We start from the raw sequence: 13,886 nt of genomic DNA, 5'->3' as shown, positions 1-13,886 counted from the left end.
TATGTTTCCAGAAAAACTGATACTTTTTTCAAATTTATAATTTCCTTCTTCTTTCACCCAAAAGCACCAGATCTCGCAGAGCTTCTGTGTTTTTTGCCTTCAGCCATTTAGATTCGAAATTAACATTTTGCACAATTTGCGCAATGGCAGCCAAAGCCTGCAGGTGAAAATTTCGCTCATCTTTGGTTCCTACGATCACAAATACGATCTGCACCTTGGGCGCTTCTTCCGAGAAATGAATTCCTTCTTTGCAGCGAGCCATCAGGATGGAAAACTTCTTAACTCCTTCTACGATAATATGCGGAATTGCCAGGTTTTCTGAAAGAACCGTGGAGCTTTCTTCTTCGCGCTGCAAAAGAGACTGATAAAAATTTTCGCAACCCAGAGCAATATTATCACACAATTTTTCGGCAACCAGATGAAAGAATTCTTTCTTTTTCATTGATTTTTTGATATCTACAACAATGGCATTTTCGATCAGTTCGTCAAATCTATCCTGCTGAATATTGTCTCTTTCGCGAATAATTTCTTTTAATTCATTTTCTAAAGATGTTGTATGTAAATCCTTGTCTTTTATTCTTTTAACTATTTGCACTAAAGCCGATTCCCGGTTGGTTCGAATGCGGCCGTAAAAGAAAAACCAAATCGAACTGACGGCAATAAAAACAGCTGTTATCAGCAGTGGAGTTTTACCCATTTCCACGATAATAAAACCATAAACTACAATTGCAAATATTTGCAGCCAGGGATAAAGTGGAGATTTGAATTTGGGACGGTAATTTTGAATTCCGCTTTCCCGCATGATAATTACCGAAACATTCACAAACAAAAACAATAACAACATCATTGTTGATGCAGTTTTAACTAATGTTTCCAAAGGTAGAAATATAACCAGAATCATAAAAAGACTTGTAAATAAAATTGAATTTATCGGTGTATTGAATTTTTTATTTATTTTAGAAAAAAATTTTGGCAGAAGCTGATCTTTGCTCATAGCCAACGGATTTCTCGAGGCTGCCAGAAGACCCGCATTGGCAGTGGAAAAGAAAGCCAATAGTGCGGCGATAGCTAAAATAAAGGTTCCTGCATTTCCGATAATTATTTGAGCTCCATCACTGATCGGAGTTAGAGTATAATCGTATTGGGCGCTCTTCAGCAGACCATCGCCCAACACACCTACTGTGACGAAAACCACCAGAAAATACATAGTTGTAACTGCCAGGAAAGCTGCTATCATGCCCAGTGGAATGTTTTTGGATGGGTTTTTTATTTCTTCGGCAACGCTGGCGATTTTGGTAAGGCCACCAAATGATACAAAGATCATTCCAGCAGTCATAAACAAGGTTCGCAGGTTTCCTTTCATAAAAACATCAAAATGATTATTATCTATTTTCGGAATGCCGATGATGACATAAAAAATCAGGATCGTAAATAAAAAGATTACCATGAGAACCTGCATTCTGCCAGCGTGTTTGGTTCCAAAAATATTTATTATTGTAAAAAAAATACAGAAAGCTGCCGCGATAAGCTTGATCTGAAAAATGGTGATTTCGGGTATAACCAAAGAGGTAAAAGCTCCAATTCCCACCAAGGCAAAGGCACTTTTCAGAGCCAGAGAAAACCAGGAAGAAAAGCCTGCAAGTGTTCCTAAATTAGCTCCCATACTACGAAAAATGAAGAAATATGCTCCACCGGATTTGGGCATTGCTGTGGAAAGTTCTGCCTGACTTAACAAACTTGGAATAACTAATATTCCAGCGATAACATATGCTACAACAATGGCTGGACCAGATTTGAAATAAGCTAATCCTGGTAAAATAAATAAGCCGGAACTGATCATTGCACCGGCTGCAATACTGAAAATATCTATAAATTTTAATTCTCTTTTCAAGTTGGGCATCAATACCTTGGTTTGAAATTAGTTAACAAAAGATTATTTAACTTTATTTTTGCCCTCTTTTTTAGCTTGATACAAAGCTTCATCTGCAGATCGAATACATTCATGAATGCTGAAAGATTCTTTAAATTCCGATGTACCAAAAGACATGGTGAGTTTTATCTTGAAATCTTTGTATTTAAACACATGAGAATCGATTCTTTCACGAATTATGTTGGCCAGAATTCTGGCTCCATCCACATTAGTCTGAGGAAGAATCATCAGAAATTCATCGCCACCCCAGCGTCCAACGATATCCTGTTTACGAAGCTTATTAATCATGATATTACCGATTTCTTTCAGTACAAAATCTCCGGCATTATGCCCATAATTATCGTTAATGAATTTGTAATTATCAATATCACAAATAATGATTGAAAAAGTTTCATGGCTTCTTTCGAATCTGAATTTTTCATGGTTCATATTATCCAGAAGAGCTCTACGATTTGCCAAATTGGTCAAGGGATCTGTTCGGGAAAGAATTTCCAGTTTTCGATAGGCTTCTGCCAGTTCAAGTTCAGCTGCCTTTCTTTCTCGAATATTTCGCATGGAAGCCAGCATTGCAGTTTTTCCAGACCAGGGAATCAGAGAGAAAATTATTTCCACAGGAATAACTTCGCCTTTATTATTGCGAAATTCACGAAAGATAACCCCGTCACGAAAAGCGGCATTCTGCATAAATGCTTTTGGTGAGGGCTTTTCCACTTCCTGCAGAAACATTTTATCGAAATTCTTATCAATAATTTCCTCTTCGGAAAGATTGAACAGATCCAAAACAGCATCATTTACTTTGATAATATTACCAGAATCAGGATCAATAATGACCTGAGCATCGATCGAATTCTGAAATACACCTTCATAATTTTCTTGATTACTCATTTTATCTCCAACTTACCTTTATCTTGTTTTATCAGGAAACTTCGCTTCCTTCTTTCACATTTTTTTCGGGAACCAGAATTGTCAATTTCTCTTCATCATGAGCTGCCAAAATCATGGCTTGAGATTCCACACCCATCACCTTTCTCGGCTGCAGATTTATCAGCATCGGCACTTTTCGACCGACCATTTCTTCTGGTTCATAATGTTGCGAAATACCTGCTACAACGCTTCTCTGTTCACCATTTCCCACGTCAACTTTCAGCTTTAGTAGTTTCTTGGATTTGGGGATATTAGCAGCTTCCAACACTTTCACAATGCGGAATTCCAGTTTCATGAAATCTTCATAGGTTATCTGTGGTTTATGTTCGTTGAATTTGGGTTTTTCCGCTGCTTTTGATGCAGCTTTCAACATTTCCAATTGTTTATCAATTTCTTCATCATCGATCTTTCTGAAAAGTGGTGCAATTTCTCCAATAAAATATTGATCAATATTTTCATCAATATTTTCCCATCTGATTTTTGAACTTATTCCCAATAAATCTCTTAGTTTTTTACTGCTTTTTGGAATGATTGGATAAAAAGTGATCGAAACTAATCTAAGCAGTTCGGCACAAACGTAAAGCGTTTCATTAGCTTTTTCTTCGGATTCTTTTATTGACTTCCAAGGTTGAGTTTCATCGAAATATTTATTGCCGATCCGAGCAATATCTACGCATAGTTTTGAGGCTTTGCGCACTTGATAAGTTTGATATGAATTTTTTATCTCATTCACAAGTTTTTCAGCTTCATTCAATACTTTTTGGGAAGTCTCAGAAAATTCTTCTGGCTTTGTTATCTTACCATCAAAATACTTTTTACTAAAGGCAAAAACACGATTTGCCAGATTTCCCAGAATGTTCGCAAGATCGTTATTTATGGCTTGCTGAAATTCCTTCCAATAAAAATCGCTGTCTTTGGTTTCGGGAGCATTTGCTGCCAGATAATAGCGCAGATATTCTCCATCAAAGTATTTCAGGAAATCGTTTACCCACACCGTCCAGTTCTTGCTGGTACTCATCTTACGTCCTTCCAGATTTAGAAATTCATTGGCGGGAACATCGTGTGGAAGAACATAAGGTTTATCCTGCTCCATCAGGAAAGATGGGAAGAAGATAGTGTGGAAAATAATGTTATCTTTGCCGATAAAGTGGATAAGTTTGGTATTTTCTTTATCGAGCCAATAATCTTTCCAGAGATCAGGTTTTCCGAATTTTTGAGCCCATTCTATTGTTGATGAAACATAACCGATCGGTGCATCAAACCAAACATAAAGCACTTTCTTATCAGCATCTTCCAGTGGAACTGGAACACCCCAGTCGATGTCTCTGGTTATGGCTCTTTCCAGCAGCCCTTCATTTAAAAAATTATTGATGAAATTGAGAACATTATCTTTCCAGTAAGATTTTGTATTCAGCCATTCTTTCAATTCTTTTTCGAATTTTGGTAAGTTTAAATACCAGTGGGTTGTTTCTCTGATTACAGGTTTGGAACCCGAAATTTTACTTACTGGATTCTTCAATTCCACCGCATCGATCAATTTCCCACAGGAATCGCATTGATCTCCGCGAGCTCCTTCAGAGCCACAGAAAGGACATTCACCTTCCACGTATCGATCTGCCAGAAAACGCTGTTTTTCGGTATCGAACCACTGTTTTGTTGTCTTCTGAGTTACAAAACCACGCTCATAGAGATTCAGGAAAAATTCCTGAGCCAGTTTTTCATGAGGTTTGCGAGCCGTACCTGAGAAGTTGTCAAAATCAATTTCCAAACCATCAAAACTCTTTTTAATACTTTCGTGATAACGATCTACAATCTCTCTAGGAGTAACTCCTTCTGCTTCTGCTTTGATGGAAATGGGAGCTCCATGTTCATCGCTTCCACAGATGTAGAGAACATCATTTCCCAGAATCTTTTGGAATCTTACAAAAATGTCTGCCGGTAAATATGCACCAGCTACGTGTCCGATATGTAAAGGTCCGTTCGCATATGGAAGGGCACTGGTTACTAAATATTTTTCTTTCGTATTTTCTTTTTTCATGTTTTCTCCTTTCGAATTATTAATTTCAATTATCCTTTTCGAAAGGCATTATAAAGGCGTTGACAACGATTCTGTTCGATTGTTGCAAGTTTGTCTTCACCTCTACCTCCACATGAAATTCTTCTTTTATTTTCAAATTTTTTACCTTTTCCACAAATTTTTGTTATCAAGCTTTTAAGCTCAATTTTATGTCAATGAAATTATTTGATATATTAAATAATAATCATTAAAGAATGCTTTTTTGAGCTTCCCAAATTATTAGTTTTCGTCACCATTTGTAAAACCTTGTGGATGGTTGAGGAACGAAACCTCCGCAATGGTTGTTGTTGCTTGTTCTCTTTTCACCATTCGCAAGGTCTCGCTTCGGCTCGACCATTGAGAAGGTGAATTAATTTAATTTTTCCAGATTTTTCTTCGCATAAACAAAATTAGGATCAATTTTTAAACACTGCTGAAGTAGCTCTCGGGCCTTTTCGTTATTTCCTTCTTCGATGTAAATTGAAGCCAGGTTATTCATACTTTTAATCTCTTTGGGATTTGCTGCGATTATTTCTTCGAATAGTTTTTTAGCTTTTTCAGTTTGTTTTTCCTGCAAAATTGCAGTAGCATAAAGTGCTTTTGCTTCCAGGAAGTCAGGATCGAGTTCAATGGAATTCAAAAGATATGACGCAGCTCTTCTGGTGTTATTGCTGAACATGTAATACATTCCCCAGTAATAATTTATATCTGCTGAATCTACATAAATCGAAGAATACTTTTTCAAGAGTTCAAAAGCGTCTGATAACTTGTTTTTGGAAAGCATGATCGCGATCTGCTGGTTGGCTTGAGATTCGGAATTGGCAAGTTCCGGTTTACCAAATATCTTCTGTAATACTATCCAGGAGTTATCCAGCCTTTCCAGGAGCAGAGTTAGATCATATTTTCCATTCAAATCAAAATATACCAGTGCTTTCTTTTTATCCTCGGAAAGAGCAGATGAAATCAAGAAGAAATCTGTTGCTTTTTTTAAATATTTTAAGCTGTCTAATCTATTGATATAATTGCTTTTAAATTCATTATCTTGATAAACTACTTTATGCTTCAGAAAATCAATTGTTTTCTCCCATTCCTGTAAAATTATTAAGTTCAAAAATTCAACAGCAATGTCTTCGTAATTTTTTTCTTGAGAAATTACTTTAAGATTAACAAGTGAAAGCTTTTCTTTTAAATAATTTAGAGGTATAACTGGATTGATCTGAAATTGATTCAAGAATTCAGTTAACCTTTTTCTGCCGGATTCCGATTCAGACATATTTTTTGGCATTTCACCACCAAACACTTCCTGAGGTAATAAGATCCAGCGATCCATTTGTTTCTTTAGTAGATCCTGATATTCCATGATCGAATCTGCTTTAGTCTTCAATTGCAGAGCATCTGTCTTTTGAATAGTATATTCACATTCCTGTGGACATTTGCCATCAACCCGCATCAGGTTGCAATCCTGCCAGCAGATGTCTTTGCCTTTTCTGAAACAGAAACGATGCCCTTTATGTTTTTTACAAATACTACATTTTTCCGATTTAAAAAAACTCAATTTTGCTCCTATTTATTGAACTCTTCAGATTGTACCTGCAAGGTTCATCTGAATGTGTTCTTAATTTTTTAATTTTAATACGACTATTTCAAAACCATTCTCAAGGTCTCGTAAGTTCGACCATTGAGAAGGTGAGAATCACGGACTCGGAGGTACATTACGTTTAAATTCCGAAATTTTTATCATGTGTTTCACTTTTTCGATCTTTTCCTTTCCGAAGCTATCTATCAGCTGTTCATCAGTCTTCTTCTCTTCCAGCATTTGGAATAAAATTTCGTCTAATTCTTTGTAGGTAATCCCCATTTCATCTTCGTCGGTTTGCCCTTCCCACAAATCTGCGGTAGGATTTTTATTAATAATTTCATCTGGAATGCCCAAAATTCCAGCAATCTCAAAAACTTCAGTTTTATAAAGATTTCCAATTGTTTCAAAAGCACAAGCGCCATCGCCATATTGCGTGCAATAACCTATCATCAGTTCCGAAAGATTACCGGTTCCGGCTACAAGTGCCTTTTTCTTGGCCGAAAGATCATACAGAACGCACATTCTTTCCCGAGCTTTTCTATTTCCAATTCTCAAAAAATCAGCTTCCGGTTCATACGAATTGAAATAAGCATCTACCATTGGCGAAATATCAATAATACGATGTTCGATTTCAAGCAGCTTAGCCACCACCAATGCATGTTTCAGGCTATCTGGATGACTGGTTTTATAAGGTAGTAAAACACCGAAAACATTTTCTTTTCCAATTGCTTTTACAGCCAGAGCAGCAGTAACAGAAGAATCGATACCACCGGAAAGCCCAACAATAATTTTCTTGAATCCGGCATTTTTGAGCTGTCTTTTGATGAATTTTACTATTTTCTCAATTTCAAAATCATAATTCAGGTTTCGCATTTTTTCTCCTAAATTTCCTAACACACTAATTTTCAAAATCATAGCAATTACTTTTGTACAAGATTTATGGTCAAGCAATAATTTCACAGCATTTATAATTAATATTATATTCAAATTTAATTATCAAAAACTGCTTGACATCTGCCCTTTTGATTTAAGTTTCGCTTTGTCAACTTGCTTAGATTTACATCTTGTTACATCCATAATCGGAAGGTCTTTTTTAATAAGTGGAGGTTTTATGAAAGTATTAGTTTGGGATAAATCCAAATGTATTGGTTGCGGAACTTGTGAAATAACTTGTTCCAAAACCTGGTTCAAAGAAGAAAACAGAGAAAAATCAAGAATCAAGATCAAAAAAGTTGAAGACGGATTTCATGGAAACGCCTGCATCCAATGCGGCGAATGCACACTGGTTTGTCCGGTAGAAGCATTGACTCGTGATGCAAAAGGCATTATCAGATTGAATGAAAAAACATGTGTAGGTTGTTTATCCTGCGTAGGTTTCTGTCCTACATTATCGATGTTTACAGTCAAGGATGAGCCAAAACCATTCAAATGTATCGCTTGTGGATTGTGCGTAAAAACCTGTCCAGCAGATGCGCTTTCTATCCAAGATCAACCCGATCCCTTAGAGAAAGTATTTTATAGGAGGCATTTCTAATGAACTATTATAACAAGCCATACGATCCAAAGAAGATAAAAGAAGCTCATAAACTTCTGGCAGAATTTAATTATGATATAAAACCCCTGGTAAAAGGATATGCCGGTCAAACATTACACATTAATGTTGGCGAAAACAAAATTGAAACAAAGCCATTAAAAGAAGATATGAAAGAAAACTTTACCGGTGGTCGCGGTTTCAATTTGAAGCTTCTGTGGGACGCAGTTAATGAAAACACAAAATGGGATTCTCCTGAAAATGAAATTTGTATTTCTGCCGGCCCGATGGGTGGAATTACACAATATCCTGGAACTGGGAAATCAATAGTTTGCGGAATTTCACCACTTACTCAAGCTCCTGTTGATAGTAATGTTGGAGGATATTTTGGCCCTTATCTTAAATTTTCTGGCTGGGATGCCATTGAGTTGCAGGGCATTGCAGAAAAAGATGTAATTGTTTACATCAACGGTGATGAAGGAAAAATTCAAATATTTGAAGCTCCCGAAGAAGATGTGAATTCCCACCTGATAGCAGAACAGATGTGCGACATTTTTGCCAAAAATGAAATGGATATGAAATCTATTGCAACTGTAAGTGCAGGAACTGGTGCGGAAAACAGCTTTTTCGGCTGTCTTAATTTCAGTTTCTATGATCGTCGCAGAAAGGTAGCTCGCTTGAAGCAAGCTGGCCGTGGTGGTTTGGGAACGCTTTTCCGACATAAAAAAATTAAAGCTGTAGTATGTAAATTCAGTGGTCTGAATGCAAATAATAATCAGGTAGAAGATCTGGAAAAGATCAAAGAAGTTGGTGCAAAATATCATCGTGAACTTTATGAAGAAGATGATAAACAGTGCGATATGCGACACGTGGGAACGGCGCATTTAGTAGAGATCATGGACGATTATGATCTGCTTCCTACTCATAATTATAAATTTGGTTCCGATCCCAAAACACCCAAAATTTCTTCCAATGTATGGCGTGAAATGTTTACTCAGGGTATTCCAGATGGTTGCTGGTATGGCTGTACAATGCAGTGCGCAAAATGCGTTGATGGATTCACGTTGAAAACAGGCCCTTACAAGGGTGATATTGTTTCCATCGATGGACCGGAATACGAAACAGCAGCAGCGTTTGGTGCAAATATGGGAATTTTTGATCCACATTTTGTGGTAGAAGCTAACTTCTACTGTGACACTTACGGAATCGATACGATTTCCTTTGGAACCTGCATGGCTTTTATTATGGAATGCTACGAAAACGGAATAATCAATAAAGAAATTACCGGTGGTTACGATCTTTCCTTTGGAAATGGTGAAGAAGCACTTCACATGCTGCATCAAATGGCAAAAGGTGAAGGATTTGGAAAAACAGTAGGTTTGGGAATTCGCAGATTGAAGAAACTTTTCGTTGAAAAATATAATGCAGATCCTGACTTTTTGCAAGCCATTGGAATGGAATGTAAAGGAATGGAATATTCTGAATACATGACAAAAGAATCATTGGCAATGCAAGGTGGTTATGGCTTGGCTCTAAAAGGAGCACAACACGATGAAGCCTGGCTGATTTTCATGGATATGGTAAACAATCAGATTCCTACTTTTGAAGATAAAGCGGAAGCTCTACACTACTTCCCCATGTTCCGAACCTGGTTTGGCTTGCAGGGTCTTTGTAAACTTCCCTGGAATGATGTGGAACCTGCTGATAATGCTGAAACTGATGAACCGGCAAAAGTTCCCGGCCATGTTCAGAACTATGTGGATATTTTCAATTCCGTAACTGGTAAGAACATAGATAAAAATGAACTTATCCTGCAATCTGAAAGAGTTTACAACTTCCAGCGTGTTTTCAATCTTCGCATGGGATTTGGAACTCGTGAACACGATATGATACCGTATCGCTCTGTTGGTCCTGTTACGATCGAGGAATATGAATCCAGGCAAGAAAGATACGATAAGCAGCTTAAAGAAAAATGGAATTACGACATCGAAGGAAAAACTACAGAAGAGAAACGAAATTATCTTCGCAAGATGAGAGAAGATGCTTATCAGAAACTCTGCGATGCAGTTTACAAACGTCGCGGATGGGATAATAACGGTGTTCCTAAAATAGAAAAAATTAAGGAACTTGGCATCGATTATCCCAGTGTGATCGAAGTTCTGGAAAAATACTACAAATAATTAATAACACAAAACCTGCCAGGTTTTCGTGAACCTGGCAGGTTTTTTGAAAAATGAAAAAATCTGATTTTTTTGCCAACCACGATCCTCGAATTATTCCAATATTACAGAATTCAATTGTTGGAATTGCCGGTTGCGGAGGTTTAGGTTCTAATGCAGCGTTTACTCTTACCAGAGTTGGTATTGGAAAGCTGATATTTGCTGATTTTGATAAAATTGAACCTTCCAACTTGAATAGACAGCAGTTTTTTATCGATCAGATTGGATACTATAAAGCCGATGCTTTGAAAGCTAACCTTTCTAAAATTAGTACTTTTACCGAATTTGAAGCTTACAACATTAAACTAACCGAAGCTAATATTCCAGAGATTTTTAAAGATGCAGACATCATGGTAGAAGCTTTTGATAAAGCCGAGATGAAGGAAATGCTGATCGATTGCTGGCTGGAACATTTTCCCCAAAAACCGATTATTGCTGCTTCCGGACTGGCTGGCTGGGGCAGGAATGAACTGCTCAAAACAAGAAAATTGGAAAATCTTTATATCTGTGGAGATGAGCAAACTGAATTACAAAGCGGTATCTCCCCTATGGCACCGAGAGTGGGAATTGTTGCCAATATGCAGGTAAACCTGGTTTTGGAAATACTTTTGAAGGATTTATGAAAAAAATAACCGTTAACGGTAATGAGGTCGACTGGCTGGAAGGAATGACCATCACCGATGTTCTGCAGAAAATGAATTATACCTTTAAAATGCTGGTCATTAAGGTGAACGGGGAACTGGTGCGAAAAAAAGATTATGATTCAACTACGATACCCGCGGGAGCAGATGTGAAAGTCATCCATCTCATCAGTGGCGGATAATATAAGACTTGGAGACTTTGGGACATTGAGACTTTGGGACTTGGTGACTTTGAGACGGTGGGAAAATGAAGATTGATTTCAAGAACGATCTTCCGGAAGCCGATCAATTTTACGACCTTTTTATCACAACCGGCTGGAACGAAGATTATAAACTTACTTCATCTGAACTTTACCTAGCTCTTCAAAACAGCTATTACGTTGTTTGTGCCTATCACAAAGATGAATTTGTTGGTCTCGGCAGAATGCTGTCCGATGGAATTGCTCATGCTGTATTATTTGATGTTATCGTATCTCCAAAATTTGAACGAAACGGAATCGGCAGCAAGATCATGAAGAATTTAATGACAAAATGTAAAGAATTGAAAATTAGAGATATCCAACTATTTTGTGCTGATGGAAAGATAGAATTTTACAAGAAATTCGGTTTTGTTTCCAGACCGCAGAATGCACCTGGTATGGAAATAAGATTGAGATATAAATGAAACTTTTAAAATTTGATAATGTTGATCCTTTTCTGGAAAAAACTCTACCAATCTTAAGGGAATTTGAATTAGAAAATAACTTGATCATTGGATTAGCATTTATTCTGAAAAATGATCCTGAGATATATCCAGAAAAATATTTGCGAGCTGTCGAAAATAACGGAAACATTGAAACTATTGCCGTCTGCACTCCACCATATAAATTATTACTTTACAGCAAGTTAAAAGATCCTTCACAACAATTGGAGCCGATTGCACAAGATGTAAAAAGAAACATTAACATTCCCGGAGTTCTGGCTGCAAATAATACTTCTCGTCAATTTGCCAAAGTTTGGAAGAAAAGAGAAAATATTGATTACTCTCCTGGAATGTCCGAAAGAATCTACAAATTAGATAAAATTAGATTTCCAAAACAACCAAATGGAAAAATGAGATTGGCAGATGAGAATGATTTTGAACTGCTCTGCAAATGGGCTGTAGCATTTCACAACGAAGCAGTTCCAGATGCGCCTTCCAAAGAAATAGAAAAATCAATAACAAGAAAAATTGAAAGACAGCAGTTAGCAATTTGGGAAGATACAATTCCTGTGAGTTTAGTTGGGAAATTTCGTCCGACAATCAATGGCATAAGTATAAGCATGGTTTACACTCCACCTGAACATCGCAGAAAAGGTTATGCTTCGGCTCTGGTAGCAGAATTCAGCAGGAAACTTCTTGATTCAGGATATAAATATATTACACTTTTTGCTGATCTTGCCAATCCTACTTCCAACAGCATTTATCAAAGAATTGGTTTTGAACCTGTTTGCGATATGCAGGAATATAATTTTAGGTAGAAATGATAAAACCCTTAACGGTGTTAAACAAATTACTTGACCCCAGAAATGGCGAAAAATTATACGAAATAGAATTAATAAATAGTTTCATAAGGAGATAGAAATGTTCAAAACAAATGAATATTTTGACGGTAAAGTAAGGTCAATTGCTTTTATCGATAAAAAAAGCGAAGCGACAATCGGTGTAATGGCACCCGGAGAATATGAGTTTGGAACTTCAAAGGTAGAAGTTATGACAGTGCTGACTGGTCAACTCACAATTCAATTGCCTGATTGTAAGGAATGGAAGAGTTATGGACCGATGGAATCATTTACAGTGCAAGCGAATAAGAAATTCAAAGTAAAAGTAGAAGATAATACGACATATCTCTGCCGTTATTTCAAAGATTGCGGCTGCAACTGCTCTTGTTAAAGGAAAGAAAAATGAAAAACAGATTTGTAATACTTACTTTTCTGATGCTGATGTTCGTGCTATCACTGAACATATTTTCTCAAGCAGAAACTCAGGAACTTGCAGAGTTTTCCGGTACTATCAAAAATATCGGTGGTGACTGGTATCTGAACACAGGTGAGGATTTTTTCATGCTCAAACTGGCGCCGGAAGAATTTCTAACTGAAAACGAAATTACTTTGGAAAAGAATGCCGATATCATCGTTAGCGGCATCCTAACTGAATACGATGAAATTAATGCCTACAAAATCGTTTATAATGAAGTTACACTTGAACTTCTGGATGCTGAGGGAAAGGCTTTGTGGGAAGATGCTACTGCAAATGAATTCTATGTGGTAAATCAAAAAAACTGCATCGGCTGTAGATTATGCGTCAGCAATTGCCCGACAAATGCAATTTCTATGGTAAAGGGAAAAGCAGTTATCGATGCTGAAAAATGCATTGCCTGCGGAATTTGTGCCAATGGTGATGGTAATAAATTTCAGGGTTGCCCAACAAATACAATAAGTATTTCGGAATAAGAAATTCCCAGATTATTTTTTTAAGGATCAGCTTTTTAGTTGATCCTTTTTTTGTACTGGAGTTCAGTGCCGTCTGGACTTCAGAACACATGTGATGATTTGACTCGTCATCAACTCCAGTATCGCTTTGCTTTTCAGAAGTCGAGTCCGAATTGAATAGCCCTGTGATTTATCGCGGGGTATAGAGATGAAAAAAGAAAAAGGGCTTTAGCCCAAATGACGTTCAAAACCCAGGTTGTTTAATTTCATTCTTTACCCCTCCGCCTTCGGCATCTATACTTTCCGAAACCTTCTATTTCGATTTCTTCAGAGTTGATTTCGTAAAGTTGAAAAAAAAAACTTTCCGACAGCAATTTCCAGTATTCTCAAGAGAAGCTGTCGGAAAGAATATTTTATACTGGAGTTCAGTTCCGTCTGGACTTCAGGACACATCTAATGATTTAACTCGTCATCAACTCCAGTATCGCTTTGCTTTTCAGAAGTCGAGTCCGAATTGAATAGCCCCGTGATTTATCGCGGGGAAAAAAATAGCAA

General features: G+C 37.1%; 13 protein-coding genes. 8 read left to right on the top strand and 5 right to left on the bottom strand.

What is annotated here, in order from left to right; genetic code table 11:
• Positions 1–34 precede the first annotated feature (34 nt).
• The 5 genes from K9N40_06460 to K9N40_06440 form a co-directional block, all read right to left on the bottom strand.
• The gene (locus K9N40_06460; GenBank protein ID MCF7814098.1) at positions 35–1,900 is read right to left on the bottom strand and encodes an amino acid permease; all 1,866 of its coding nucleotides are present in this window, start codon (positions 1,898–1,900) and stop codon (positions 35–37) included.
• 33 nt (positions 1,901–1,933) lie between these two features.
• Entirely contained in the window at positions 1,934–2,815 is an 882-nt protein-coding gene (locus K9N40_06455; protein ID MCF7814097.1) for a sensor domain-containing diguanylate cyclase, read from the bottom strand.
• Positions 2,816–2,846: 31 nt separating this feature from the next.
• Positions 2,847–4,892, bottom strand: a complete 2,046-nt coding sequence (gene metG, locus K9N40_06450) for a methionine--tRNA ligase (protein ID MCF7814096.1) — start codon at positions 4,890–4,892, stop codon at positions 2,847–2,849.
• Positions 4,893–5,280: 388 nt separating this feature from the next.
• Positions 5,281–6,465, bottom strand: coding sequence for a tetratricopeptide repeat protein (locus K9N40_06445; protein ID MCF7814095.1), 1,185 nt, complete (start codon positions 6,463–6,465; stop codon positions 5,281–5,283).
• Positions 6,466–6,603: 138 nt separating this feature from the next.
• Positions 6,604–7,362: an NAD+ synthase gene (locus tag K9N40_06440; protein MCF7814094.1), complete on the bottom strand. Its 759-nt coding sequence runs from the start codon at positions 7,360–7,362 to the stop codon at positions 6,604–6,606.
• 238 nt (positions 7,363–7,600) lie between these two features.
• Between K9N40_06440 and K9N40_06435 the strand changes: the two genes are divergently transcribed.
• The 8 genes from K9N40_06435 (at position 7,601) to K9N40_06400 (ending at position 13,352) form a co-directional block, all read left to right on the top strand.
• Positions 7,601–8,023: a 4Fe-4S binding protein gene (locus K9N40_06435; GenBank protein MCF7814093.1), complete on the top strand. Its 423-nt coding sequence runs from the start codon at positions 7,601–7,603 to the stop codon at positions 8,021–8,023.
• The gene (locus tag K9N40_06430) at positions 8,023–10,200 is read left to right on the top strand and encodes an aldehyde:ferredoxin oxidoreductase (protein MCF7814092.1); all 2,178 of its coding nucleotides are present in this window, start codon (positions 8,023–8,025) and stop codon (positions 10,198–10,200) included. The genes K9N40_06435 and K9N40_06430 overlap by 1 nt, the downstream gene beginning before the upstream one ends.
• 53 nt (positions 10,201–10,253) lie before the next feature.
• Entirely contained in the window at positions 10,254–10,862 is a 609-nt protein-coding gene (thiF, locus tag K9N40_06425) for a sulfur carrier protein ThiS adenylyltransferase ThiF (protein ID MCF7814091.1), read from the top strand.
• Complete coding sequence (thiS, locus tag K9N40_06420; protein ID MCF7814090.1) at positions 10,859–11,062, top strand: sulfur carrier protein ThiS; 204 nt, start codon at positions 10,859–10,861, stop codon at positions 11,060–11,062. The genes thiF and thiS overlap by 4 nt, the downstream gene beginning before the upstream one ends.
• A gap of 65 nt (positions 11,063–11,127) precedes the next feature.
• Positions 11,128–11,544, top strand: a complete 417-nt coding sequence (locus K9N40_06415) for a GNAT family N-acetyltransferase (protein MCF7814089.1) — start codon at positions 11,128–11,130, stop codon at positions 11,542–11,544.
• Positions 11,541–12,380 carry a GNAT family N-acetyltransferase gene (locus tag K9N40_06410; GenBank protein ID MCF7814088.1) on the top strand — a complete coding sequence of 280 codons (840 nt, stop codon included), beginning with the start codon at positions 11,541–11,543 and terminating at the stop codon, positions 12,378–12,380. The genes K9N40_06415 and K9N40_06410 overlap by 4 nt, the downstream gene beginning before the upstream one ends.
• 103 nt (positions 12,381–12,483) lie before the next feature.
• Positions 12,484–12,792 carry a pyrimidine/purine nucleoside phosphorylase gene (locus K9N40_06405; GenBank protein MCF7814087.1) on the top strand — a complete coding sequence of 103 codons (309 nt, stop codon included), beginning with the start codon at positions 12,484–12,486 and terminating at the stop codon, positions 12,790–12,792.
• An 11-nt stretch (positions 12,793–12,803) separates the two neighbouring features.
• Positions 12,804–13,352, top strand: a complete 549-nt coding sequence (locus K9N40_06400) for a 4Fe-4S binding protein (GenBank protein MCF7814086.1) — start codon at positions 12,804–12,806, stop codon at positions 13,350–13,352.
• Positions 13,353–13,886 lie beyond the last annotated feature (534 nt).

The organism is Candidatus Cloacimonadota bacterium, from assembly GCA_021734245.1.
Taxonomy (GTDB): Bacteria; Cloacimonadota; Cloacimonadia; order Cloacimonadales; family TCS61; genus B137-G9.
This window is presented reverse-complemented; position numbering and strand designations above follow the sequence as displayed.